Origin of the sequence: Paenibacillus sp. FSL H8-0332 (genome assembly GCF_037963835.1) — a bacterium.
Taxonomy (GTDB): domain Bacteria; phylum Bacillota; class Bacilli; order Paenibacillales; family Paenibacillaceae; genus Paenibacillus_AQ; species Paenibacillus_AQ rhizoplanae.
The window spans coordinates 4,366,904-4,391,891 of sequence record NZ_CP150145.1; the positions used below are offsets into that span (position 1 = coordinate 4,366,904).

The window sequence follows — 24,988 nt, forward strand, 5'->3', positions numbered from 1 at the left end:
GTTAAATAGACAGGGCTGCGGATCACGGGGGGCACTATAGTGACAGAGATAGTGACACATATAGTGGCATTAATAGTGACTGATTTAGTGATAACTGTAGTGATATAGGAGCAATTTACTATATAGCGTGGCCTGATATAACGCAAGCGGAAATTATGTACATAGGTTAGGGCACTTAAGATTAGGACATTCAAGATTAGAACTCAAAGCTTGGTCGTCGCTGCGGTGAACATTTGGCCCTCCGGCCGCTGTCCCGTTTGGATTTCTTCATTTAAACCGCTTTTAGCGGTAGAAATCCAAACACAGCTTTTGCTTACGATGCGAGCTTTCCTTCGGAAAGCTTTCAGGCGGACGCTAAAATAAGTGCTACTTACTATAATCAACAAGTGGATTTTGTACACTTAATTTGATTATTTTAACCATTTAAGCTATTTTAAGTGGAAAAAATACATTTATTTCTGTGGATTTGCTCATAACACGGGGAATGTGGATGGATAAATGTACTTTTTCCAACTGCTAGTCTGGATACGGGAATTTCGGGTGAAATAGATGCTCTTTTTCCACTAAATTACGGGGGCAGCTTCGAAGGGAGAAGGCAGAGCGGGGTACATTCCAGACTAGTGGCTACGGGTTTGCCGCGCTATCTCAAAAAAAACCATCCCGATTACGCCGGGATGGGGATGTTCGGTTACACGTATAGGATTATAGCAGGGCTTTGTTGAAGCGGTAGCCTGTTGTCTTTTCAAAGCCGATATGGCGGTAAAACGCATGTGCAGGTGCACGTTCAACGCGGTTGCCGCTCCGCAAGAACAGCTGGCAGCAGCCCTGATGGCGAGCCCATTCTTCCGCTGCAGCTACGAGTCTTTTGCCAAGGCCTTGTCCTCTAAGCTCCTCAGATACGATCAGCGCGGTGATCTCCGTAATACAATCGGCATGCTTGTAGTAGGACTTCACCTGCCGTAAACCGATCATTCCCACAACTTCGTTATTGAGCTCTGCGACCAGGGTGCAGTGGAACGGATCATGCTCCATGCCTTCCATTCTCTCTTTCATCACGCTAAGCGTTGTCGGATAGCCGAATTCACGCAAAAGGGCTGTCACTCTCTCCAGATCATTCATGCCGCATTTGCGAATTTGCAGTACCTGCTCCTGAGTACTACTGTTCATCCTTGTATACCTCCACTTGTAGCTTAGACGCAGCCTGCTTGGCCGTCATCCGCGCGATTTCAACATCTTCCGCTGAACTGAGTGTTACTGCCATCCGCCGTCCAGGGCGGATCTCCGGCTTGCCGAATATCCGGACCTGCGTGCGGGGAAGGGCCAACGCCTCTTCAATCCCGGTCACAGCAAAAGCTTGTCCGGCTCCATCAGACTTCAGGGTGGCCGAAGCTCCCGGTGTCAACAAACGTACCGCTTCCAGCGGAAATCCAAGAATGGCTCTGACATGCAGAGCAAATTCCGACAAATCCTGCGTAATCATTGTAACCATACCTGTGTCATGCGGCCGGGGGGACACTTCACTGAACAGAACCCCATCGGCGGTGAGGAAGAGCTCCACACCAAAAATTCCATACCCGCCAAGCTGATCGGTAACCTTCCGGGCGATGGCCTCAGCCTCTTCCAGCTGCGCCCCGCTCATCTGATGCGGCTGCCAGGACTCCACATAATCGCCATCCTGCTGGATGTGGCCAATCGGCGGGCAGAACACGGTTCCGCTAACCGAACGGACAGTAAGCAGTGTGATCTCGCTCTCAAACGTGACAAAGGCTTCCACGATGACGCGTGTTCCTTTGGCACGTGCGCCTTCAAGCGCCGTATTCCAGCAGCCCTCCGCATCCTCAGGTGTCCTGCACACACTCTGGCCTTTGCCGGAAGAGCTCATGATCGGCTTAATGACACAAGGTGTTCCCAGCTCCAGCACGGCCTGGCGCAGTTCATCCAGACTGTCAGCGAACCGGTAGGCGGCTGTAGGCAAGCCCAGCTCTTCTGCTGCCAGACGGCGGATGCCTTCGCGGTCCATGGTCAGCCGTGCAGCGCGGGCAGTAGGTACTACATGAAACCCTTCTTCCTCGAGCTCCACGAGTGCCCCGGTAGCAATAGCTTCAATCTCCGGTACAATCAAATCGGGCTTCTCTGCACGGATAAGCTGCTTCAGTGCCTCTGCATCCAGCATGTCCAGTACATAAGAGCGGTGGGCCACGCCCATCGCGGGTGCCGCCTCATAACGATCCACAGCTACGGTCTCTACGCCAAGGCGCTGAGCTTCGATAATGACTTCCTTACCCAGTTCACCGCTGCCGAGCAGCAGCAGCTTTTTACTCCGGGCTGTTAAAGGAGCTCCCCACATTGTCGACTCCAACCTCTTTTCGCAAATTTGTCTGCTGACTTCTCTGTTTCTGTAAATTGTCGCAGTTTGATTGTAAATTTTCAGTCTTCTTTATTTTCATCCATCATCCACCAGATTGCAAGCATTCTTCGACATTTTCCTACAAACTTCACAGATGGCTGTTCAAAAGACAAGTGAAAACGGTTTATCAAGTGAAACCTATACATTATATTTCGACGAAAGCCTGCTCCTGCAGCCGTAATTCTTCGGCGATCCGGCCCCAATGCTGCGCACCATCACCCCCTTTCAGCAGCGCCGACATGGCTGCCTCCCGTTCGGACAGGCCTTCACGTAGCTGGTCTGCGGCATGGGATAAGGCCGCTGCGGCTGCATCGGTATAGAATGTCAACAGAGAGTCTTCCTGTCCTTGTACCGCGGCCGCCACCGCTTCTTTGAACCACGGCTCGGCAGCCGCGCGAATCTCTGCCCGGCCCGGTCCCTCGAAGAAGTGGCGGGGAGATCTGAAGCGGCTCCACAGTCCGGCCCATTCCAGCGGAGCCAGAACGCAGTCCAGCTTCGCCGGTGCCGGCCAGCGCTCATCCGGATTCTCCAGCAGCTGAAGCTCCTGATCCCGGATGGATAGCTCGGCTGCAGCCGCTGTAGCCGCCTGGGTCACGAATCTGCGTCCTGCCGACTCCAGCCGCAGGGTGGTCGCCCACAGCTCCTGCTCCAGTTCACGCAGAATACTGCGCTCCAGCTCCCGCCCGCAGGCGATGAAGATGTCCTTCAGGTTCCCTCCGTCTTCCCGGAGAATGGAAGGATGGAAGGACTCCTGGAAGGAACGCCCGAAGGAAAAGGCAATCCGCTGCCGGACATGATAGAGCAGCTCCGCACCTTCACGGCGCAGGTCCCGGAGCGGCCGGTCTTCCTGCTCAAGCGCGGCCAGCCGCAGATTTGCCGCTTCCCGGCGCTGCCGGAACTGCTTCATCCCTTCCTCCTGCTGGTTCGCCTCCATCAGCGCAAGGCGTTGCCATTCTTCGGCGCGCCCACGCACCGAGCTTAGACTGTCCTTGGCCGCTGCCAGGGACAATCCCGGCAGCTCCTCTCCGGCAAATTCAGAGAGTGCGGCTTCAAAGCCGCCGAACCCGGAGGCCTCATAGGCCTCCCGCGCTCCGCTTGATTTGCCCTCCAGCGCAAGCAGGCTGGACACACTGTAGATCCGCGGTGAGGTCAGGCCACCGGCCCGCAGATTTTGCGCCACATGCTGCTTCACCTCTTCAAGCTCCGCCTCATCCGCTGCGAGGTCTGAGGCGTTGATGATGAAGAACATTTTGTCAAGCGCGAAGCTGTCCTTGATTCTGCCCAGCTGGGCAAGCAGGCTGCGGTCAGCCTTGGAGAAGGCGTGGTTATAGTAGGTCACGAAGCAGATGGCATCGGCGTTCTTCATGTAGCCAAAGGTTACACCGGTGTGCCGGGCATGTAAGGAATCCGCACCTGGCGTGTCCACCAGTACAATCCCGCTCCGAGTCAGCGGACTGTCATAATACAGGTCCGTGCTCTGCACGAAGCAGGCGCGTTTCTCGTCTGCAACCAGGCTGCGGTACTCCGCCAGGCTGACCGTCCGCTCTGTTCCGAGCAGCGGACGGGATTCCTCCCATCCGGCGGCAGCTGCCCGCAGGAAGCCGGCATGCGGCAGCGCGGACGGATGGAGCCCTCCGGTCTGCAGCCGCGCCACGGCTGCGGTCCACGAGTCGTGCTGCGGCGGCGCCAGCTGCAGCACGCTGAAGGAATGGAGGATGTCCTCCCAGACCTCCTCCGCCCGCTTCATGGTGATGGACGCCGTCCCATGGGCGAAGCCGCCCTCCGGCGCCAGAATCCGCCCGACGGCAGCCGTTGCCGGATGCGGCGACACGGGCAGCACCTCTTCGCCCAGCAGGGCATTGGCGAAGGAGGATTTGCCGGCGCTGAACGCTCCGAACAGCGCCATCGTGAAGCGGCCGCCGGCGAGGTCCTCCGCCCGCGCCGCCAGGCTGCGCGCGGCCGAGGCCATGGCCGGCTCGCTCCGCAGCACCCCGGCCGCCGCGTGCAGCGCCGCTGCGGCCTGCGTCAGCCGGCGGCGCCCGCCCGCCGGCGTTGCCGTACCCGCCGCCCAGGCCGGGGCGGCGCCAGGGCTTGCCGCCGCTGCCACGCGCGGCGGCGGTTCCGGGCTGGCGGCGCTGAGCGCGCCAGCCGCCAGGGGCGGCACCCCCGGCAGCGCGCCGGGGGTGAGGGTGCGGCGCAGCGGCAGCAGCGCCGCCAGGCCGTCCGCGCGGGCGGCAGCCGCGCGGTCCAGGGCGGCCAGCGCGGCGAGCGCGTGCGCCTGCCGCTGCAGGGCCGCCCGGCGGCGCGTGAGCTCCGCGCGCCGCTCCTCCACCAGCGGCGGCAGCGCATCCAGCAGCGGCTCGCCGAAGGCCAGGACCGCGCGGCGGAACTGCGCCTTAATCTCTGCCGCAAGCGTGCGGCAGAAATTAAGCAGCGCCTCGCCCGAAGCCCCGGTTCCCGGCTTCACCTGATCCGCCAGCCACTGCTGGCTCACCGCCGGGAACGCCTGCTTCAGCAGCGGCTCCGCCTCCTCCTGCCACAGCTCCAGGCCTTCCGCCCATTCGCGCACCAGCTGAAGAGTGTGCCACTCCAGCTGGGCAGTGATCTCTCTCTGCTGAAGGCTGTGCCAGTGCTGCAGCCGCGCTCCCTGCTCCTTCTCCCGCTTCGCAGCGGTGAAGAGCAGGCCGCGCCGGAAGCCCGGCTGGAGGCTCTCGATGTATGCGCCCGCCGCATCCCGCAGATCAGCCAGCATCAGATTCGTGTTACCGAGCAGGGCGTCCAGCCTGCTACGCAGATCAAGCCGCGACTGCTCAGGCAGCTCCTCCAGCGACGCTTCCTGCTGCATCGTTGCCATGATCTCTGCTTCCACAGCTTCCGCTGCTGCACCGCCTGCCTCTTCCAGCAGCGCAGTCCGCTCCTCCTCCTGCTGCTCACGATAATCTGCCAGGACAGCATCCGCCGTATGATGCATGGAACGGGACAAGCTGTACTCCAGCAGTTCCTGCCGCTGCTCCAGCAGACCGGAGATCAGCGCCAGCAGATCCTTCCACTGATTCAGCGGATGCCCCTCCACTTTAAGCGAAGTGAACAACAGCCCCGCAGAATGAATCCCCCATTCCCGGAAAGCGCTTTCCACTTGCTGCCGGTATTCCTTCAGCGGGATTTCCTGTTCCCTGTGCTTGTCGATCTGATTGATGATCAGGTACAGCGGCTTTCCCCAGTCGCTAAGGCTTTTGGCAAACGCCAGATTATTCTCCGACTGCACATGATTGTAATCCATCACATAAAACACGGCATCCGCCAAATGCAGCGCCGAACGGGTCGCCGCCTGATGACCCTCATCTGTCGAATCTACGCCGGGAGTATCCATCAGCACCCCGTGCTCCCCAAGTACAGGGACATCCTCCCACACCTCTATCGTAGAATATTCAGTCCCTTGGCGGCAGTAATCCTGAAGCCGGTCGGGAGTAGTCTGGATCACCCCAAGATTCCCTCCGGAGCTTCCGTCCACCGGATGCAGCAGCACCTGCGGTGCTCCGCTGCGGATCGATACGATATTCGCACTGGTTGGAACCGGACCCGAAGGCAGCACGGCCTTACCGCAAAGCTTGTTAATCATGCTTGACTTGCCCGCCGAGAAATGTCCGCAGAACGCCAGCGTCAGCTCATCTGCCTGCTCCTTCACCTTTAGATCCGCTACGATCTGCGCACTCTTCTGTTCTCCCCATTGCCTTAGCCGCTCCTCCAGCAGCCTAAGCGCTGATGACCCCGCTGTAACCTGCCCCACTCTTTCCCGTTCTGCTCCCACAACATCCCCGCCTCCGCTGCGATCTATAGCTTCTTTCATAATTAGTACATTTGTATGATTTATTTCACTGCAAGAATAGAATAATTATATTTTATCATCAGATCGTCACAAATCAAATATCCACATTTACAAAATCAGCTATAAACCTTCACGAAAAACAAGATTTCGCAGATGGCTTATACCCCTTGACAGATAATACCATAATCATTTACTATATCCATGACGGATATATCCATAATGGATATAGCGATTCGATCTCAATATTTTTGATGGGAGGTATGGTATGCCTAAGAATACACCCTTGAAAAATGAGCAAATGTCCGATTCTGCCTACTACATCCTGCTCGCTTTACTCTTACCTAAGCATGGCTATGCAATTATGAAATACATCGAAGAGCTTACCGAAGGCGAGATCACCATGGGCCCTGCAACCCTATATACGCTGATAAAGAAGCTGCAGAAGTCCGGTTACATCCTTTTACACGAAGACGACGATGAACGGCGCAAGACCTATCAGCTTACTCAAGCGGGAACAGCTATGGTAGAAGCTGAGATCGAACGGCGGTTAAGAATGTCAAGACACGGGAGATTAGCACAGCTAAATGCGAAGGAGGAGCTAGAATGAGGGGAAACAATAAGCAGACACGCTATATTATGTCTTGGGGCTTGGCTTTTGCCGAGCAAGGGGAAATGGATAAGTTAAGCAGATTGTCGGAACAGGGCTGGATGCTGGAGCGTTTTTCCCGCTTAGGGTCTGGTTACATTGTCCGTAGAGGAACAGCCCGAAGACGGATTTATTGTCTGGATATCCAGCATGTGCTTCAGCAGGAGGTGCGGGAATACCATGAGCTTTTTGCCGACAGCGGCTGGGAATATGTATGTTCTGCTGGAAATATGCATATATTTGCAGCGGAACCCGGCACGGTTCCCCTTCATACTGACCGTTCTACTCTCTATGAGAAATACCGTACAATTACACAGACCAGTAAAATCATAGCTGGATCAGTCACCCTGCTGATGTTAATTACCTTTGTATTGAGATACCTGTCCACTCAGGTATGGAATCTTGAGCTTCTTCATCATCTGACGAGTGTGTCCATATTGCTATGCGCCTTGCTCTTTCTCCCTTCTATTATGGTCTATGTCGCGTATACTCTGAGACTTAGACATTACTCAGAATAATCGGCCAAGCCAAAACTTCGTGAAACGCAAAGAGAGCCGGCCCAAGGGCCGGCTCTCTGACTAACTCCAATCAAATTAAGCTGTTTCCAGCACAGGAAGCAGAATTTCAAAGACTTTGCCGTGCTGCAGAATGGTCAGACCACGGGATTTGTCTTTCATTACGACAACCTCTGGCTTCGCGGACATACGCTCCAGGTAGAACTCAGGCACATCGCCGGAATGGCTGATTGTGATGCCTTCCACTTCCTGCTCCTCGTTCTCTTCCATCGGGCTGTCCACTACGCGGTCAAAAATATCGGAAAATGCTTCAAAATTATCGGTGTATACAGAAATGCACTTCATCTCTATCCCATCCTCTTCTTCTCTAATTCTTTGTTTGGTTTCGTATGAACCTTAGCTTTCCTGATTACAGCGGTTTTCATACGTTTTTTGCCCTCCCTGCATACATCAAGCAGCGGGCAAATCTGGCACCCGGGATTCTGAGCCTTACAGTGATATCGTCCGAAAAAGATCAGCCGGTGGTGCGTCAGCGTCCATTCGTCACGCGGCACCGCCTTCATCAGCTTCTTCTCCACCTCAAGCACCGAATCTTTCCAGCCCGCAAGTGCGAGCCGTTTGGCTACCCGTTCTACATGAGTATCCACAGCAATCGCCGGAACTCCGAACGCATTGGACACGACCACATTGGCAGTCTTGCGTCCGACACCAGGCAGGGTTACCAGCAAATCATGGGCCTGGGGCACTTCTCCCCCATACTGCTCAATCAGGATCGCGCAGAGGTTCTGAATATGCTTGGCCTTATTGCGGAATAGACCTATCCGCCGGATGTCCAGCTCCAGCTCTTCGAGCGGTACTGAAATATAGTCGATCGGAGCCTTGTACTTCTGAAACAGGTCCTCGGTCACCTTGTTCACCGTTGCGTCTGTACATTGGGCTGAGAGCAGCACTGCTATTGTAAGCTCAAAAGCGTTACTGTGATTCAGCTCGCAATGTGCATCAGGGAACATGCCACCGATAGTGTCCAGGATGTGGCGGACCTCTGCAACTTTCATAGCGTCCCCTCCACGGAGAGCAGGTATGCCCGCAAGTCCACTTGCAGCCATATCTTCTCAGGGTCTGAAGAAATATAAGCAAAGATACATTATATCGTATACTTTCATAGCGTTCAAGCGAACACCGGCCTGCCCTTATATTTCAAAAAAAACGCCTTGATCCAGGGCAGAACCAGGGATCAAGACGGTGTTTCACACGGAAAATCACCAAAACGATTATTGTTTCACAATTTCTACAACCTTGCCGTTGTTGAAATACATTATAATATTATCATTTTCTTTGAGAGATTGCACGGGTAAAGTCGTGTCACCTTGATGAATATATACATTTGGAGCAAGCCCAAACTTATAATTGTCATTCAGCGTGGCGCGTTTGGTCAATATTTCATTTGTTGTGCTCTCATAACGGGCGAAGGTCCGGTTCAGCTGACTGAACACCGAGATGATCATTACACCGCTGGCATCCTTACGCGCCAATACCCGGTCTGCTGTGGTAAGACCGCTTAGAGCGCTCGTTGTAACACCGTCCCGGAGTATTCGCACTCCGCTGCCCGCAGTGAAAGGCTGGGAGGCTCCCGTGTAATCCTTCACCGTGAACGTACCTGCTGCGGCATCCACTGCGGTTACTTGTCCGGCAACCTGTTTCACCGACTGCAGGGACAGTGGTGTGGAACCGTCGAAGCTGAGGTTCACGAAATCTCCGGCCTTCAGCTCGGTCAGCGCGATCTTCTGGCCTGCTTCGTTGGTAAGCGGCACATTCACCAGGTTCAGCTCGCTGCTGTTGCTGCCACCCTCAAGCTTCACGGTCATTTTGTTAGTGCCCGCATTAATGGTAGCAATCTCGAACTGGGACGACCCGTTCACCCGCAGCACGGAGATGAGCTCCTGATTGCTGGCAAGCACTGCTGTAACCGGCACATTGAGCGGAACATCGGTGATAACTGCCCCGCTTTTGCCAAACATTTCAATCGCCTGTGGATAAGACATCGTCAGCAATTGTCCGTTGCCCAGCTTGAACACAATCGTTCTGGCTGAAGTATTGATAGCCGTCAGGGTACCGGAATATTTGGTCGTCAATTCAACAGACATTGCACGCTCATTAATGGAGGTCACATCAATCTTGCGGTTCTCAACCAGTCTGGACCCCATGGTGGTCAGCGAAGTGGTAATCAGTCCGCCGTACGACATCTTGGTTTTCTCATCCATTTTGACCACATGAGCTTTGCCGTTATTGTCCGTGAAGGTCAGGTACTGAGTCTTGGTGTTATAGTCCACAACGGTAGCAGCCGCATACTGTTCAATCTGGCGGCTGAGCACCTCAACCTTGATTACCTGATCACTGCTGTTCAGCGTAAGCTGCACATTGTCTCCGCCTGTTTTATCAGCAATCAGATCACCGATTACCGGACTTACGGCATTCGGAATCACAATGGCCGGGGTTGCAGCAAGCAGATTGACCTCACGGGTGCCATCGCTCTTCTGATAGACAATCGTTGAATCCGTCAGCTCATAGATGAAGCCTTTCACCACGCGTTCCACGCCAGAGGTTACTTCCACGGAACGGATCGTATTATCCTTAATGGTATAAGAAACGGCCGCACCGGCTTTCAGCTCTGCGGGCTGAATAATAGAACTCTGGGAGCTGAACAGCGTAGTCCCTTCTTCCCATTTGAAGGTTTCTACAGTGCCGTCGGCATTCTTGAACGCGATGCTCTTCGCAGCAGTGTCAACGCTTTGCACCGTGCCTTTAGCCGTCTTGTTGACAATACCGGAAGTGACCTGCACCTTCACAACCTTGCGGGAACCGGTGAAGGTTTCACGCAGCAGCGTAAGCTTGCTGCCGGCGGTGATGGAAGCGGGCTGAATAACCGTTCCGTTCACATCCAGGAAGGCCGTACCTGCATCATAAGGATACTGGTCGTAGCCGTTCGCGGAATCGACCCAGATAATACCCGGTGTAAGCTTCGTGAATACACCTTCCGCCTGCTCAACCTGAACTGCCGGATCTGTCAGCTCTACATAAGCTGCGCTATAGGTGGCTCCAATTACAGTCACCTTCGTATACGGCTGGATCTCATTCAAGGAGATGCGATTCTCGGACGTACTGGTGAAGTAAGCGGTATTGGCATTCAGAGTGAATTCCAGCGTGCTGCCGTTACTGTACAATCCCAGCTTGCCGTCCTTGAGTGAACTGACTGTTCCTTTGAACGTATTGTCATACTCAAGGGTATTATGCCCTTCAGCACGGCTGAAGAAGGTAGCCAGCTGCGCACGGGTCACAGCGCCTTGCGGATCGAAGCGGTTGCCGGTTAGGCCGTTAGCCAGTCCCAGCTCCACCGCTGTGTTAATGTAGCCGCGTTTGTTCGCGGACACCTTGGCATCATCGGCAAAGCCTGTCGGCCGGCTTGCCGCCGCAGAAGCCGATGCACTCTGGCCAAGCGCGCGGATCAGCAGCTCCGCGACCCACTCACGGCTGGCCTTGCGCTCGCCCCACGAGCTTTTGAGATTATCTGCAGCCATCTCTGTGGTCTTGTCCAGCAGTCCTTGCTGGAAGGCCAAGATTACATATGGCTTATAGTAGTTTGTAACCACAAAATCATTAGGCAGCGCAACTTCGGTACTGGTGTTCACATTCCCCTGCAGCTTCATGAAGCGCAGCGCCATCAGCACTGCTTCCTGCTGGGTCACGGAGTCGCCTGGACGGAAAAGGCCGTTATTGCCGACCACAATGCCCTGGGTTGCCAGCTTGTAGATATGCTTTTCGGCCCAGAAGCCCGTCTTGACATCACTGAAGATCCCGGATGCAGTTGCAGCCGTCTGAGGAGTTGCAGCAGCAACGGTTGCTCCGGTTGAAGAATTATCGGCAAAGGCAGCCCCTGCCCCGCCGAGCACCATCGCACCGGCCAGAACGGCAGATACCGCTTTTACAGAATAAGATTGAACCGTACGCTTTAATCGTTTTGGACCGGACAATTCGATATTCCCCTCTCTATGGCTTATCTGGATTTCTATGTTGGTAATTTCGTCAGCCATCCGGCTTATTCCTGCCTAATGCCTACAATCCGTTGTTCTCACGGGTGATGGGATGCACAAGATCCACATGCCCCATCAGGCTCTCCACCTGTTCTCCGTCTACCAGCACATCGATATTCTTCACTTCATCGAACTGGAAAAACATCTGGGACAATGCGCTGATCGCCAGAGACTCGCCGCCTGCGCCAAGCTGTGCCTCATCCGGCTTATGAATATCCAGCACAATCTGCCCGTTGGAGAATTCCAGTGACTTCAGTTCAATCTTGTTCCACAGCGGAATCTGGTCAGCCTTATCGCTCTTCTGGAGTGATTTGAAGGCTTCGGTATATTTCTCCTTCGCATCCTTGAAGGTGATCGAGACTTCTGCCGGTACCAAGTCGGTCTGTTGCAGGTCTGTATAATAAGTTTTGATCTTAAGGCTCTGCTTCTCAGGCACTGCCGGTGCTTCCGTAGCCGCCGGAGTCACTGTTGCTGTAGGCTCAGGCGTACTTGTAGCTGCCGGTGTGGCAGTAGGAGCGGGAGTGTCATTCCCGGCATTGTTTCCTTCAGCGCCGCTGGATACCGAGGTTGAATCCGGTCCGGACGCATCGGCTGGTGCAGCCGTTGGTTTATCACCGCAGCCCGAAATTACGAGAAGCAGCATCGCAGCGATCCCTGCATATGTCAATTTCTTGTTCATTTGATTAACCCCCTCAGATGAATATGGACAGGAGGGACCGCAAAGTCTTTGACCGCAATAAATGGGTCTACATCCGACTCTACGGCCCCTGCTGCCGCTTGTTGTTATTGGATCCCGAGATACTCTTTAATTCCGCTGACCATCGATGCGGCTACATTGTTCTGCAATGCTTCGGTGAATAGCAGAGCCTCATCTTTTTTGTTACTGAGATAGCCAACCTCAAGCAGTACCGCAGGCATCTTCGTCTCGCGTATCACATGGAAGTTGCCGTAACGCACTCCCCGGTCACTAAGTCCGGTGGCCTGCACAAGGTATTTGTGCATCACATTAGCCAGGGCTTTGCTGTCCCCGCGCTGATAGTAGGTCTCCGTTCCGCTCGCAGCCGCTGATCCACTGCTGTTGGCATGAACGGAAATGAACAAATCTGCACCAAGGTTGTTAGCGATTGCCGCCCTTTCCTTCAGTTCAAAGAAGGTATCATCGCTGCGGGTCAGCACCACATCAATCTTGTTCTCCTGTCTCAGCAGCGCCGCCGCCTTCAGAATCACGGCCAGATTGAAATTCTTCTCATACTTGCCGGTAATGCCTACAGCCCCTGAATCCTTGGCGCCATGTCCGGCATCCAGCACAACCAGCTTGCGCCCGCTGTTGCCAGGCTGAGTTGAAGTGTCCCCTGGAGTCTGCGCGTTCAGATCAATGACAATAAGCTTTGAGGAATCGCCCGATATCTCCACGCTATAATTTTTGGGGGTCTTGAGATCAATTACAAAACGGACGGTATACGGATTGGTGCTATACAGCGAATAGCGGATACCTGAGACATCCGGATAATCCGTAACTGCAAGGCTCCCGTTCAGGTCAGGATCAAGTATCTGTCCAGTCCCGAAAATATCCGAGAATGTAGCATTCGGCACATCGATGACGATTCGGTCTGGTCCGCTCATCTTGGTGACATTCGGCTGGGCATTGCCATCAAGGGCAATCGAGAACCGGTTCTCATTGAAGCTGATGCCGTTGATCATGCTCAGGCTGCTTGAAGGTTCACCCGGCGGCACTACAACCGTACCTCCGTCCCCATTGCTTTCTCCCGGTTCAATGTTAGGCTCGGGAATGGACGGGGTAATAAGATCTACGACCTTCTTCGTATTATCCCATTTGACCGTAAGCCCGAACTGCTCACCAATGAACCGGATCGGTACGAGTGTCGTGCCGTTCCGCAGGAGAGGCGCCGTAGTCAAGACCACTGTCTTGCCGTCAACGGAAGCCGCAGTCTGACCTACGATCAGCTGTAAGGCCTTTCCCTGCTGTTCAATCTTGATGGTCTTGCTTGTCTGATTCCAGTCCACCTTGTACCCAAGGTTCTCAGCGATCATTCTTAGCGGCACCATGATGGAGTTATTTACATTTTCCACCGGAACATCTTGTCCTGCATTCAGTTCCTGGCCATCCAGGAAAATCTTGTTCTGGCCAGCAGCAGCTTGTCCATGCCCTGGCAACACCACAACAAAGAGCAGCAACAACAGCATAAAAGCAAATTTCTTCATTCTTCACCTCTAAGACTCTAGTATTCCGCCCCCAATCGAGCGTTCTTGATGGCATGCCAACTGACAACCTTCGACATAGTTTAGACGCCCTTTGAACTTAAAAGTTGCGAATAAATCCCAACCAAAGTGGAAATGTCTGTGTATCCCTATAACATTACAAACCAAGATATTCCTTAATTCCTGCTACAATTTCGCGGGCCAGATTATTCTGCAGCTGTTCGCTGTACAGGCCTGCTTCATCCCCTGCATTGGTCAGATACCCCGCCTCCAGCAGAATCGCAGGCATCCGGGTCTCACGGGTAACATGCAGGCTCTTCGAACGGACCCCGTTGTTTTTGAAGCCGGTTCCCGCTACGAGATGCTTTTGCATAATTTCGGCAAGCGGCAGGCTCTCACTTCGGCTGTAGTACGTCTCACTGCCGTTGACTTTGTCGCGGTTAGGATATGCTGTATCAAGAGAATTGGCATGAAGGGATATGAACAGCGTAGCATTCGCCGCTTGGGCAATCTTCACACGATCCTGGAGACCCAGGGTGACATCCGAAGTACGGGTGTAGATGACATCGGCCCAGCCTTCCTGTGTCAAAATAGCTCCGGCTTTCAGGATGACGGCGAGATTGAAGGTTTTTTCCAGCTTGCCGGTCAGACTGACCGCACCTGATTGCTTGCCCCCATGTCCGGCATCCAGCGCAATAATCGGCCTTCCGGTGAATCCCGGATTCACGGGAGTTCCAGTGTCGCTACCCGTTACATTGAGATCTATTGTGACTAATCCTGTACTCTCATCCGTACTCACCTGATAATTCTGGTAGCCCGTAGTTTGGATTACGAACCTGACCGTAGAGGGATTGGTGCTGAACAGTGCATAGCGTATTTCAGACACAAGCGGGTAGCCGCTAACGTCCAGCTTGCCCTGCGGACTTCCTCCTGTGGACACCCCCGGGAAGCTCCCGCTGAAATCAGGGGCAAATGCCGCTCCGGCAAAATCCACCACAATCCGGTCGGGTCCGGTGACTCGTGTAACCGTAGCCTTGGCCCCGCCGGCAGCGGCTACAATCAGCCGGTTCTCGCTGAATACCGCCCCCTTCACTACAGGTGATGTAGCAGCAGGAGTCGGAGTAGCCATAATACTTCCGTTCACTTCCTCCGCCGTCTCTGTGCCCGTCTGAGGCGGAGTGGTCGGTGCAGGAGACTGAACAGCCTCCGGAGCCGCTCCGGTTGACACGGATGGAGCTACAGTGGCTGATGGCAGCGGATCTGAAGTGATTGGTGCAGCCTCCGTTACCCCACCGCTTAAGTAGACTGTCTTATCCGTATTGTCCCAACCGACGCTAAGACCGAATTGCTCGCTGACAAAGCGGATAGGTACCAGCACCGTCCCGCCGTTCTGCTTGGGTGCGGCATTGAGCGTCAGGTTAACCCCATCGGCTTGCGCGGTGGTGCTGCCTACTGCGAGCTGTACGGATTTACCGTCCTGCTGGACGGTTACCTTGCGGCTGCTCTGTTCCCACAGCACTTCGAAGCCCAGATTCTCAATCACCACGCGGATCGGGATCATAACGCTTCCATTCACGTTCTCGAGGATTACCCCCTTGGGCAGTGCAAGCTCCTTGCTGTCCATCACGATCTTTCCGGGGGTTGTCCCGGCTGCCGCAGCTTTGTGGCCGGCGAATGACAGTAGGAGCAGTGGCAGCAGCATTAGAAGCAACACCCGTTGTCCGGCTTTCTTCATCCTTTCCTCTCCTTTGGTCCATTGATAGATTTGCAGAATAAGATTAAGACGACAATAATCCCCAAAAGTTGCCTTCGCAGGCAATAATATCTCGATTATAGCAAAAAAACTTCTATTTCCGACACCCGGAAATAGAAGTTTTGTGTAAATTATTAGAATTTATAGGTTTCACCCGATAACTTATCCTTATCTCTTAGGCGAAAAGCTTGGCTGCATGGCGTTCTTCATACGCGGCAATCTCATCCGCATGCTGAAGCGTCAGACCAATATCGTCCAGCCCCTGCAGCAGGAACTGGCGGCGGTGCTCATCCAGCTCAAAGGTGATGGCCAGACCATAATCATCACTCAGCTTGTTGTTCTCCAGATCCACTGTAAGCGCGTAGCCCTCATGCTGCGCCGTGCGGCTGAACAGATCGTCTACCTGGGTCTCCGAGAGCTTGATCGGCAGAATGCCGTTCTTGAAGCAGTTATTATAGAAGATGTCGGCATAGGAAGGTGCGATAACCACTTTGAACCCGTAATCCATGATGGCCCAAGGAGCATGCTCCCGGGAGGAGCCGCAGCCGAAATTCGCGCGGGAGATCAGTACAGAAGCTCCCTCATAACGCGGTTTGTTCATCTCAAATGCCGGATTGTCATTTCCCGCTTCATCAAAACGCCATTCGTAAAAGAGAAATTGGCCAAAGCCTGTGCGCTCGATCCGTTTCAGAAACTGCTTGGGAATAATCGCATCCGTATCTACATTAACCCGGTCTACTGGGGCTACAATTCCTGTTAACTTCTTGAATTCTTCCATTTGCTGTATCCTCCTGCTCTCTCAATTATGAGTTGACGGCTTCCGTCTTGTAGTTCCAGTCACGCACATCGGTGAAGCGTCCTTTGATAGCTGCCGCTGCCGCCATAGCAGGAGAGACCAGATGTGTGCGTCCGCCGCGTCCCTGGCGTCCTTCAAAGTTACGGTTGGAGGTAGAGGCGCAGCGCTGTCCCGGCTGCAGAACATCCGGATTCATCGCCAGGCACATACTGCAGCCGGCTTCACGCCATTCAAAGCCCGCTTCGGTGAATACTTTGTCCAGACCTTCCTTCTCGGCCTGCATCTTCACGCGTCCGGAGCCTGGCACAACGATCGCTGTAACCTTGTCGGATACCTTATGGCCTTTGGCTACTTCAGCCGCGGCCCGCAGATCCTCAATCCGGCCGTTAGTGCAGGAGCCGATGAAGACATAATCAATTCCGATCTCGGAGATCGGCGTACCCGGAACCAGATCCATATATTCAAGCGCCTTCTCGGCGGCTTTGCGTTCATTCTCGGTAGTGAAATCAGCAGGGTTCGGTACGGTAGAGTTGATATCCGTTCCCATACCAGGGCTGGTGCCCCAGGTTACCTGCGGGATAAGTGTCTCTACATCGAATTCCACCACTGTATCATACTGGGCGCCTTCGTCACTTACAAGGCCTTTCCAGGTCTCAACGGCGGCATCATACGCTTCACCCTGCGGCACATATTGGCGTCCGCGCAGATAACTGAAGGTAGTCTCATCCGGTGCGATCAGGCCCGCTCTTGCTCCGCCTTCGATCGACATGTTGCAGACGGTCATGCGCTCTTCCATCGACAGCTCACGGATCGCTTCGCCGGTATATTCGATAACATAGCCAGTCGCAAAGTCCGTTCCGTATTTGGCAATTACGCCGAGAATCATATCCTTGGCGGTCACTCCCGGATTACGGCTGCCGGTGAAGCGAACCTCCATGGTCTTGGCCTTGGACTGCTGCAGGCACTGGGTTGCCAGTACATGCTCAACTTCGCTGGTGCCGATCCCGAAGGCCAATGCACCGAAGGCTCCGTGTGTGGAGGTATGGCTGTCTCCGCAGACAATCGTCTTGCCGGGATGGGTCAGGCCAATCTCAGGTCCCATTACGTGAACGACACCTTGGTCAATATCATTCAGGTCAAACAATCTTACGCCGAAATCACGGCAGTTCTGCGAGAGTGTATCAATCTGCTGCTTGGAGATCGGATCGGTAATATTGAAACGGTCCTTGGTAGGCACGTTATGATCCATTGTGGCAAAGGTAAGTCCCGGACGGCGGACCTTACGGCCGCTCAGGCGCAGTCCTTCAAACGCCTGCGGGGAAGTCACTTCATGAACCAGATGGAGATCGATATAAATAATGCTCGGCTTACTTTCTTCCTGATGAATAACGTGATTGTCCCAAATCTTCTCAAACATTGTCTTATTGCCCATGAATTTCACCTCATATAGTAGAATCGTTCCTATGAAGAGAGCGTGGAGTCTCTCTTGAATGTTCTAAATATAACATCGGTGCGTTTATAATTCCAAGATATGATTTCTATAGGGTTTATAGGTTATACTTATAAACAGATGATCTACACGTTAAAGGAGCTTATATATGGAACTCAGACAATTACAATATACGCTGCAGATTGCTGCAGAACGGAACTTCTCCCGCGCGGCCGAGAAGCTGCATATCGCCCAGCCCTCGCTGAGCCAGCAGCTGTCGAAGCTGGAGAAGGAGCTTGGTGTGCTGCTCTTCCAGCGTAATACCAGCTCGGTAGAGCTAACCTATGCCGGTGAGAAATTCGTAGAACAGGCTCAAGGGATCATCGATGCCGTTGAACTGCTGCGGCAGGAGATGTCCGATATCTCCCAGCTTCGCACAGGACGCGTAATGGTCGGCAGCATGCCGATCACCGGAGCGCATCTGCTCCCGCATGTGCTGCCTGTGTTCAAGAGCAAATATGCCGAGGTTGAAATTACCCTGCTGGAGGACTCGTCCATGAATCTGGAGAAGCTGACAGCCAGCGGCCAGACCGATCTCAGCCTGCTCTCCCTGCCGCTCGAAATTCCGACCCTGGCCTACGAGGTGCTCGGTGAGGAGCCGATCGATCTTGCCGTTCCGCCGGGGCATCTGCTGGCCGGCCGTGAACCTCAGGGCATACGCACCAGCTTGTCCGAGCTTAAGGATGAACCGTTTATCGTGCTTAAGGAAGGCCAGGGCTTCCGTAAAATGACCGTGGAATTATGTCGCGAAGCCGGATTCGAGCCACGGATTGTCTTCGAGAGCAACAATATGGAGACGGTCCAGTCGCTGGTTGCTGCCGGGATGGGCGTTACTCTGGTGCCCCACTTTATTGCACGCGCTGCCAGGAGTGAATTCGTACCGGTCTACCTTCCGCTGGCTGAGCCGGTGCCAAGCCGGACGCTGGTTATTGCCTACCGGCGCGGACGTTACTTGTCCCGTGCAGCCGAAGCTTTTATTGAGACCTTCAAGGATACCGTGGCGGGTCTGACCGGTAACTAACCTTAGTAAACATGCGGGCAGTGTTCTCATCCACAGGTCTCTGCCCAACAGGATAAACATAAATCGTGCTGCCTGCGCTGCCTGAAAAAATTTGTCTGCGGCTCTTTGCAAACCCTGCTGCCCCATGGTATCCTAAGTGACAAATAGTGAAACGTGCTGACGGGACCAGTAAGAATAGACGTATATTCGTGTGCAGAGAGTAAATTCCTGAAGGCTGGGAGAATTTACCGCGAAGGTCATTCTGAATCCTACCCCTGAGCGGCCTGCCATGCAGGACGGATACTCCCGTTATGAGAATGAAGTCGGATGAACCCTCATCAATGAAGGTGGTACCGCGGAAGTTAATCAAGCTTTCGTCCTTTGCTAAGTCTAAGGATGGGGGCTTTTTGTCATTTTCGGGCGTTACAGGCATTTCAATTCGAGAGGAAAGTGAAAGACAATGACGACAAGAATTGTGGTCAAAATCGGCAGCAGCTCGCTCACGGGTCCTGAAGGCGGCCTCAACCGTGAGGCGGTAGCCTTCTTTGCTGCTGAGATAGCAGCGCTCCGCAAGGACGGCTGTGAAGTGCTGCTGGTCACCTCAGGGGCGGTCGCAGCCGGATTCCGGGGCATCGGTTATGCCTCCCGCCCAAAGCTGCTGCATGAGAAGCAGGCAGCGGCGGCGGTAGGACAGGTTATGCTGATGCAGGCCTATCAGGAGGCCTTCGCAGTTCACGGCATTCCCACTGCTCAGATTCTCCTGACCCGTACAGACTTCTGCAGCCGCCGGGCCATGAACAACGCCATGATGACGGTTGAAGAATTACTCCGCCAAGGCGCAGTGCCCGTGTTCAACGAGAATGACACCGTATCGGTGGATGAGCTGAAGTTCGGTGACAACGATACCTTGTCGGCACTGGTCGCCAATCTTCTGAAGGCCTCGCATCTGCTGGTGCTGACCGATATGGACGGCGTCTACAGCGGCGATCCCCGCAAGCACCCGGATGCGGTGCGGTATCAGCACATTGAAGAGATTACGCCTGAGATCTATGCCATTGCAGGCGGTGCAGGCTCAAGCGTGGGCACCGGCGGCATGCGCTCCAAGATCGACGCGGCCAAGATCGCCACGCGGGGCGGCGTTCCGGTCTTCGTGGGCCGGGTTACGGAGCCCGGGGATTTGTCACAGGCCGCCGCCGGAACGGGCAAAGGCACTTATTTTGCCACCACACTGTCTTCTCTGCCGGTCAAAAAGCAATGGCTGGGCTTCATGTCCACCCCGCTTGGATCACTATATGTCGATGACGGGGCTGTTGAAGCGCTGCTCCACGGAGGGCATAGCCTGCTGCCAGTCGGGGTTAGACGCATTGAAGGCAGCTTCCATTCGGGAGATGTCGTCGAGGTGCTCGGCCCGGATGCGCAGCTGCTTGGACGGGGTATCGTCAATTATGATGACACCCAGCTCCGCAGCATTCAGGGACTTCCCAGCCGCGAGATTGTGCCCAAGCTGGGTGAAGTGCACCGGCTGGAGGTTATCCACCGGGACGAGTGGATCACGCTGCGTTAATTTTATACAACCTATTGTATTTCCATAGGCCAACATAACTTTTAGGAGGAATTGCCATGAGTGAAGTGGTTAACAAGACAACGCTGGCCAAAGCAACCACAGGGGTACTCGCAAGCTTGACTACCGCCCAGAAGAATGAAGCCCTGCTGGTAATGGCTGCCGCCCTGCGCGCCGAAGCGGACTACATTATCGCCGCCAACGCCGAAGACCTGGAACGCGGGCGGCTAAACGGGACACCGGAGTCGATGCTCGACCGGCTGGCCCTGGATGCGGGACGGATTGACAGTATAGCCGAAGGCTTGCAGCAGATTGCCGTGCTGCCTGATCCGGTTGGAGACAATCTGGAGACGATCGAACGGCCGAACGGTCTGCACATCGAGAAGGTACGGGTTCCGCTTGGGGTGATTGGCATTATCTATGAAGCACGCCCCAACGTCACCGTTGACGCTGCCGGATTGTGCCTTAAGACTGGCAATGCTGTGGTGCTGCGCGGCGGTTCCTCTGCCCTCTCCTCTAATCGCGCTATCATCGAGGTACTGCACCGCGCACTTGCGGGTACAGCCCTTCCGCCGGATGCCTTGCAGCTGATTGAAGATCCTAACCGCTCTTCTGTAGATGAAATGCTGAAGCTAAACGGACTGCTGGATGTCATCATTCCGCGCGGAGGAAGCTCTCTGATTCAGAATGTGGTTCTGAATGCCACCGTACCGGTTATTGAAACAGGAGCAGGCATATGCCATACTTATCTGGATGCAAGTGCCAATCCGGAAATGGCGCAGCGTATTAGCGTGAATGCGAAGGCCCAGCGGCCTTCGGTCTGCAATTCAATGGAGACGCTGCTGGTTCACCGCGCTTATGCCGAAGAGCATCTGGCCGCACTCGCTGAAGCCTTCCGCGAGGCCCGTGTGGAGCTGCGCGGCTGCCAGGATACCGTTGCTCTTATCCCTTGGGCTGTGCCTGCCACACCGGAAGACTTCGCTACAGAATACAACGATTATATTCTAAATATTCGTATCGTGGACACCCTAGAAGAGGCTCTCGGACATATCGCGGAGTTCGGCACCAAGCATTCCGAATGTATTGTGACAGAAGACGCGGCGAATGCTGCCCGCTTCCTGCAGGAGGTTGACGCGGCGGCGGTGTACCACAACGCATCTACCCGGTTCACGGACGGCTTTGAATTCGGCTTCGGCGCCGAGATCGGCATCAGCACCCAGAAGCTCCATGCACGCGGCCCTATGGGACTGCCCGCATTGACTTCAACCAAATATATGATTCACGGCTCCGGCCAAATCAGGGGTTAACTCACTCAACTTATAGGGGGACTGCCAGCCATGTGCCAGCAACCAGCAATTCCGCTCATCAATCATAATATCGTTTTTTATGGCGCAGGCTCGATGGCTGAGGCCATTGTGCGGGGAATAATCGCCCGCAATGTAGTGGAATCGGGCCGAATTATTATGCTGAACCGCAGCAGCAGTGAGCGTCTGGCCGAACTCCGCAGCCGTTATGGCGTGCTCGGCTACAATGCTCCCGAGTCCAAGCTTGAGGCTCTGCGCACTGCGCCGGTCATCGTTCTAGCCATGAAGCCCAAAGATGCTGCCGAAGCACTCCGTACCCTAGGCCCGCTGCTGTCGCCGGATCAGCTCGTGATCTCCGTGATTGCCGGGCTAACCATCCGTACGATGCAAGGCTTGCTGGGTAATCCGCAGCCTGTGGTCCGTTCTATGCCTAACACCTCAAGCTCCATCGGCCTCGGCGCTACCGGGATTGCCTTCTCCAAGGAGGTTGGCGAGGAGAGCCGCCGTACAGCCCTTAATATCTTCGAAGCGGTTGGCCTGACGGCGGTCATTGACGAGGAACGGATGGAGACCTTAACCGGGATTTCCGGCAGCGGACCGGCTTACATCTATTACATGATGGAAGCGATGATTGCCGCCGGCATCCGCGGAGGGCTGCCGCTGGAGCAGAGCCGTGAGCTGACCGTCCAGACCGTACTGGGTGCAGCCCGGATGGTGCAGCAGACCGGTGAAGAGCCTGCCGCCCTGCGCAAGAAGGTCACCTCGCCGAATGGATCTACCCAAGCGGCGATTGAAGTGCTGGAGCGCGGCGATTTCTTCGAGACTGTCATATCTGCCGTCAACCGCTGTGCGGAACGTTCCCGCGAGATGGGCTCGGCGCTGGAGAAGGAGCTGCACTAATTTTTCGGCCTAATTATTGATATTCTTACCACAACTTTCTTACTACAGCATAACAGCCCGCAGGTCCTTCCATGTGAAGGGACTGCGGGCTGTGTGCTGGGAGCTTTAGCACACTTTTCTTGAAATCAGGGGCACTTCTGCCCCTCACCCCCGCTCCCCGCCCACTTTCAGTCAACTCATAGAGCAGCAAACAAGTGGAAACGGCTTTGCCGTCCTTAAGAGGACGGCACCGTTTCAGCGAGAAATAGATAGAAGGATAAATTATCGTGTGCAACATATAAAATCTTATATTTATTAAAAAAAGATGCCCCATAAGCCACATACATGACTTAAGGGACACCTTAACCGGCCGGGCCTTGCCCTGAACCGGCATACACCTACTTCAATCCGCTCATCTGCCGCCGCCCCGGAATTTCTGGGAATAGGCTTTGACATCCTGGGCATTTTTCACCCGGTTGCGGGCCCATTCCAGCAGAATGCGGTCAATATACCGGAAATGAACCTTTCCTGCAAAGACCGACTCCTTCAGCGCGAGCAGAATCAGCTCCTCGGGATAGCGGTCTTCATCCACCCAGCCGGAGATGGATTCACATTCCATGGGGGACAGCGGACGCCCGAATTCCTTCTCGAAAATGCTGAACAGACTCCGTCCGCCCTCTGCTTCCTTGTCACCCGGCACCGCAAGGCGGCCATTGCCGCCGCCATCTGGTATCGGAGTCCCGGAGTGATGAGCCACCGCCCGTGCCCCCGGTTCCCTCCCGGCCTGACCGGGCTTCTCCTGTGCCTTCTCCCGCGAGACTTCCGCCAGATAAGCACCAAGCTTCGCGTATAAGCCGGAGAAGTTATAGCGCTCATAATGGATGTCCCTCAGCTCATCGTCGGCTCCGTCGATGCTGATGAACCCCTCCTTCATGAGCTTCTGCAGCTCTCCGGCAATCACCGGAATACTGCGCCCGGTTACAGCCTGCAGCTCCTCCAGGGAAGGGAAATCAATTCCCTCCACCTGCCGGAAAGAGAGCAGATGAATCAGCAGCATAGATTCGCTGCCGGTCAGATTCAGCTTGCGGTAATATTTCAAGAGTGCATAAGGAATGACGGCCATTCCGTTCTCCAGGCCGAAGGCTACGCCCTCGCCCCAGGTATTCCAACCTTTTCCGTCCATACTTAAGCCCCCTTTCCCTATTCTTAAGGGTAAAGACGGTACAGGGTACGAGGGAAGGCAATCGTCTCACGGACATGGTCCAGACCGCAGATCCAGGCTACTGTACGCTCCAGTCCCAGACCAAATCCGGAGTGCGGAACCGTGCCATAGGTGCGCAGATCCATATACCATTTGTAGGTGTCCATCGACAGGTTATGTTCTTTGAAGCGGGCCTCCAGCAGCGCCGGATCATCGATACGCTGTGATCCGCCGATGATCTCCCCGTAGCCTTCAGGAGCGATCATATCCGCGCACAGCACCACTTCAGGACGATCAGGATGCGGCTTCATATAGAAGGCCTTGAAGGCAGCCGGATAGTGGGTAATGAAGACCGGTCTGTCGCTCATTTCGGCAATCGCCGTTTCATGAGGAGCCCCGAAATCATCGCCCCAGGCAATTTCATAGCCCTTTTCGTTCAGGAACTTAATCGCATCGTCATAGCTGATACGCGGGAAGGGTGCTTTGATATTCTCCAGCTTCGAGACATCGCGGCCCACCGCTTCCAGCTCGGCGCGGCAATTCGCAAGTACGGATTGCACCACGAAGCTGATGAAATCCTCCTGCACACACAAGCTCTCTTCATGATCTGTGAAGGCCATTTCCGGCTCAATCATCCAGAACTCGATCAAGTGGCGTCGGGTTTTGGATTTCTCTGCACGGAAGGTAGGCCCGAACGAATAGACGCGTCCCAGAGCCATGGCTGCGGCTTCCATATACAGCTGTCCGCTTTGAGTCAGATAAGCATCCTCTTCAAAATACTTGGTGTGGAACAGGTTGGTTGTCCCTTCTGCTGACGTTGGCGTCAGAATCGGCGGATCAACCTTCGTGAAGCCGCGCTCATTGAAGAACTGTTGAACCGCGCGGATAATCTCCGCACGAATCACCATAACTGCCCGCTGCTTGGAGGAACGCAGCCAGAGATGACGGTGATCCATCAGGAAATCGACGCCATGCTCCTTGGGGGTAATCGGATAATTCTCGGTCAGATGAATAATCTCAATTCCCGTAACCGTCATCTCGAAGCCCGACTGGCTGCGGGGCTCTTCGCGGATAATCCCGGTTACATACAGCGAGCTTTCCTGGGTCAGGCGCTTGGCATCATCCCAGACCTGCTCAGAGACTTCCGATTTCACCACAACCCCCTGGATATAACCGGTACCGTCGCGAAGCTGCAGGAACTGAATTTTACCGCTGGAGCGCTTGTTGTTGACCCAAGATCCGATTACAACACTCTCTCCGACATGCTCATTCACGTTCTTGATTACACTATTATTAGCCATGC

The 24,988-nt window shown here is 54.6% G+C and carries 19 protein-coding genes; 6 read left to right on the forward strand and 13 right to left on the reverse strand.

Annotation, left to right across the window (positions count from 1 at the left end):
• Positions 1-702 precede the first annotated feature (702 nt).
• The 3 genes from NST43_RS18860 to NST43_RS18870 all read right to left on the reverse strand — a co-directional run bounded on the left by NST43_RS18860 (position 703) and on the right by NST43_RS18870 (position 6,254).
• Positions 703-1,167 carry a GNAT family N-acetyltransferase gene (locus NST43_RS18860; RefSeq protein ID WP_209993071.1) on the reverse strand — a complete coding sequence of 155 codons (465 nt, stop codon included), beginning with the start codon at positions 1,165-1,167 and terminating at the stop codon, positions 703-705.
• Positions 1,157-2,347, reverse strand: a complete 1,191-nt coding sequence (purT, locus tag NST43_RS18865) for a formate-dependent phosphoribosylglycinamide formyltransferase (protein WP_339225471.1) — start codon at positions 2,345-2,347, stop codon at positions 1,157-1,159. Before purT ends, NST43_RS18860 begins: the two co-directional genes overlap by 11 nt.
• Before the next feature lie 205 nt (positions 2,348-2,552).
• Entirely contained in the window at positions 2,553-6,254 is a 3,702-nt protein-coding gene (locus NST43_RS18870) for a dynamin family protein (protein ID WP_339218670.1), read from the reverse strand.
• Positions 6,255-6,498: 244 nt separating this feature from the next.
• Here NST43_RS18870 and NST43_RS18875 point away from each other — a divergent pair, with 244 nt between their 5' ends.
• Together NST43_RS18875 and NST43_RS18880 are read left to right on the forward strand one after the other, a co-directional pair.
• Positions 6,499-6,840, forward strand: a complete 342-nt coding sequence (locus NST43_RS18875; protein WP_209993069.1) for a PadR family transcriptional regulator — start codon at positions 6,499-6,501, stop codon at positions 6,838-6,840.
• The gene (locus NST43_RS18880) at positions 6,837-7,397 is read left to right on the forward strand and encodes a DUF2812 domain-containing protein (RefSeq protein ID WP_339218673.1); all 561 of its coding nucleotides are present in this window, start codon (positions 6,837-6,839) and stop codon (positions 7,395-7,397) included. Before NST43_RS18875 ends, NST43_RS18880 begins: the two co-directional genes overlap by 4 nt.
• 75 nt (positions 7,398-7,472) lie before the next feature.
• Here NST43_RS18880 and NST43_RS18885 read toward each other — a convergent pair whose 3' ends face one another.
• The 8 genes from NST43_RS18885 to leuC all read right to left on the reverse strand — a co-directional run bounded on the left by NST43_RS18885 (position 7,473) and on the right by leuC (position 17,683).
• Positions 7,473-7,739, reverse strand: a complete 267-nt coding sequence (locus tag NST43_RS18885) for a hypothetical protein (RefSeq protein ID WP_036697991.1) — start codon at positions 7,737-7,739, stop codon at positions 7,473-7,475.
• A 2-nt stretch (positions 7,740-7,741) separates the two neighbouring features.
• Positions 7,742-8,449: an endonuclease III gene (nth, locus tag NST43_RS18890; RefSeq protein ID WP_209993067.1), complete on the reverse strand. Its 708-nt coding sequence runs from the start codon at positions 8,447-8,449 to the stop codon at positions 7,742-7,744.
• Between the two features lie 216 nt (positions 8,450-8,665).
• Entirely contained in the window at positions 8,666-11,482 is a 2,817-nt protein-coding gene (locus NST43_RS18895) for an S-layer homology domain-containing protein (RefSeq protein ID WP_339218676.1), read from the reverse strand.
• Positions 11,483-11,504: 22 nt separating this feature from the next.
• Entirely contained in the window at positions 11,505-12,161 is a 657-nt protein-coding gene (locus NST43_RS18900) for a GerMN domain-containing protein (RefSeq protein ID WP_339218678.1), read from the reverse strand.
• Positions 12,162-12,265: 104 nt separating this feature from the next.
• Positions 12,266-13,705 carry an N-acetylmuramoyl-L-alanine amidase gene (locus tag NST43_RS18905; RefSeq protein ID WP_209993064.1) on the reverse strand — a complete coding sequence of 480 codons (1,440 nt, stop codon included), beginning with the start codon at positions 13,703-13,705 and terminating at the stop codon, positions 12,266-12,268.
• A 154-nt stretch (positions 13,706-13,859) separates the two neighbouring features.
• A complete protein-coding gene (locus NST43_RS18910; protein ID WP_339218680.1) occupies positions 13,860-15,437 on the reverse strand; it encodes an N-acetylmuramoyl-L-alanine amidase in 1,578 nt (525 codons plus the stop codon).
• A 193-nt stretch (positions 15,438-15,630) separates the two neighbouring features.
• Entirely contained in the window at positions 15,631-16,233 is a 603-nt protein-coding gene (gene leuD / locus NST43_RS18915; RefSeq protein WP_339218681.1) for a 3-isopropylmalate dehydratase small subunit, read from the reverse strand.
• 25 nt (positions 16,234-16,258) lie between these two features.
• Positions 16,259-17,683 (reverse strand): 3-isopropylmalate dehydratase large subunit, encoded by a 1,425-nt coding sequence (gene leuC, locus NST43_RS18920; protein ID WP_209993061.1) that lies wholly within the window; start codon positions 17,681-17,683, stop codon positions 16,259-16,261.
• A 166-nt stretch (positions 17,684-17,849) separates the two neighbouring features.
• Here leuC and NST43_RS18925 point away from each other — a divergent pair, with 166 nt between their 5' ends.
• The 4 genes from NST43_RS18925 to proC all read left to right on the forward strand — a co-directional run bounded on the left by NST43_RS18925 (position 17,850) and on the right by proC (position 22,505).
• Positions 17,850-18,761: a LysR family transcriptional regulator gene (locus tag NST43_RS18925; protein ID WP_339218683.1), complete on the forward strand. Its 912-nt coding sequence runs from the start codon at positions 17,850-17,852 to the stop codon at positions 18,759-18,761.
• A gap of 439 nt (positions 18,762-19,200) precedes the next feature.
• Positions 19,201-20,304 carry a glutamate 5-kinase gene (gene proB / locus NST43_RS18930; protein WP_339218685.1) on the forward strand — a complete coding sequence of 368 codons (1,104 nt, stop codon included), beginning with the start codon at positions 19,201-19,203 and terminating at the stop codon, positions 20,302-20,304.
• A 56-nt stretch (positions 20,305-20,360) separates the two neighbouring features.
• Entirely contained in the window at positions 20,361-21,608 is a 1,248-nt protein-coding gene (locus NST43_RS18935; RefSeq protein ID WP_209993058.1) for a glutamate-5-semialdehyde dehydrogenase, read from the forward strand.
• Positions 21,609-21,638: 30 nt separating this feature from the next.
• Positions 21,639-22,505 (forward strand): pyrroline-5-carboxylate reductase, encoded by an 867-nt coding sequence (proC, locus tag NST43_RS18940; protein WP_339218687.1) that lies wholly within the window; start codon positions 21,639-21,641, stop codon positions 22,503-22,505.
• 391 nt (positions 22,506-22,896) lie between these two features.
• Here proC and NST43_RS18945 read toward each other — a convergent pair whose 3' ends face one another.
• Positions 22,897-23,667: a DnaD domain protein gene (locus tag NST43_RS18945; protein ID WP_339218689.1), complete on the reverse strand. Its 771-nt coding sequence runs from the start codon at positions 23,665-23,667 to the stop codon at positions 22,897-22,899.
• A gap of 23 nt (positions 23,668-23,690) precedes the next feature.
• A complete protein-coding gene (gene asnS, locus NST43_RS18950; protein WP_339218691.1) occupies positions 23,691-24,986 on the reverse strand; it encodes an asparagine--tRNA ligase in 1,296 nt (431 codons plus the stop codon).
• Between the last annotated feature and the right edge of the window lie 2 nt (positions 24,987-24,988).

Bases quoted from the DNA above. Each gene is read 5' to 3' on its own strand.
- NST43_RS18860 (WP_209993071.1), bottom strand. From the start codon at position 1,167: ATGAACAGTAGTACTCAGGAGCAGGTACTGCAAATTCGCAAATGCGGC.
- purT (WP_339225471.1), bottom strand. From the start codon at position 2,347: ATGTGGGGAGCTCCTTTAACAGCCCGGAGTAAAAAGCTGCTGCTGCTC.
- NST43_RS18870 (WP_339218670.1), bottom strand. From the start codon at position 6,254: ATGAAAGAAGCTATAGATCGCAGCGGAGGCGGGGATGTTGTGGGAGCA.
- NST43_RS18875 (WP_209993069.1), top strand. From the start codon at position 6,499: ATGCCTAAGAATACACCCTTGAAAAATGAGCAAATGTCCGATTCTGCC.
- NST43_RS18880 (WP_339218673.1), top strand. From the start codon at position 6,837: ATGAGGGGAAACAATAAGCAGACACGCTATATTATGTCTTGGGGCTTG.
- NST43_RS18885 (WP_036697991.1), bottom strand. From the start codon at position 7,739: ATGAAGTGCATTTCTGTATACACCGATAATTTTGAAGCATTTTCCGAT.
- nth (WP_209993067.1), bottom strand. From the start codon at position 8,449: ATGAAAGTTGCAGAGGTCCGCCACATCCTGGACACTATCGGTGGCATG.
- NST43_RS18895 (WP_339218676.1), bottom strand. From the start codon at position 11,482: ATGGCTGACGAAATTACCAACATAGAAATCCAGATAAGCCATAGAGAG.
- NST43_RS18900 (WP_339218678.1), bottom strand. From the start codon at position 12,161: ATGAACAAGAAATTGACATATGCAGGGATCGCTGCGATGCTGCTTCTC.
- NST43_RS18905 (WP_209993064.1), bottom strand. From the start codon at position 13,705: ATGAAGAAATTTGCTTTTATGCTGTTGTTGCTGCTCTTTGTTGTGGTG.
- NST43_RS18910 (WP_339218680.1), bottom strand. From the start codon at position 15,437: ATGAAGAAAGCCGGACAACGGGTGTTGCTTCTAATGCTGCTGCCACTG.
- leuD (WP_339218681.1), bottom strand. From the start codon at position 16,233: ATGGAAGAATTCAAGAAGTTAACAGGAATTGTAGCCCCAGTAGACCGG.
- leuC (WP_209993061.1), bottom strand. From the start codon at position 17,683: ATGGGCAATAAGACAATGTTTGAGAAGATTTGGGACAATCACGTTATT.
- NST43_RS18925 (WP_339218683.1), top strand. From the start codon at position 17,850: ATGGAACTCAGACAATTACAATATACGCTGCAGATTGCTGCAGAACGG.
- proB (WP_339218685.1), top strand. From the start codon at position 19,201: ATGACGACAAGAATTGTGGTCAAAATCGGCAGCAGCTCGCTCACGGGT.
- NST43_RS18935 (WP_209993058.1), top strand. From the start codon at position 20,361: ATGAGTGAAGTGGTTAACAAGACAACGCTGGCCAAAGCAACCACAGGG.
- proC (WP_339218687.1), top strand. From the start codon at position 21,639: ATGTGCCAGCAACCAGCAATTCCGCTCATCAATCATAATATCGTTTTT.
- NST43_RS18945 (WP_339218689.1), bottom strand. From the start codon at position 23,667: ATGGACGGAAAAGGTTGGAATACCTGGGGCGAGGGCGTAGCCTTCGGC.
- asnS (WP_339218691.1), bottom strand. From the start codon at position 24,986: ATGGCTAATAATAGTGTAATCAAGAACGTGAATGAGCATGTCGGAGAG.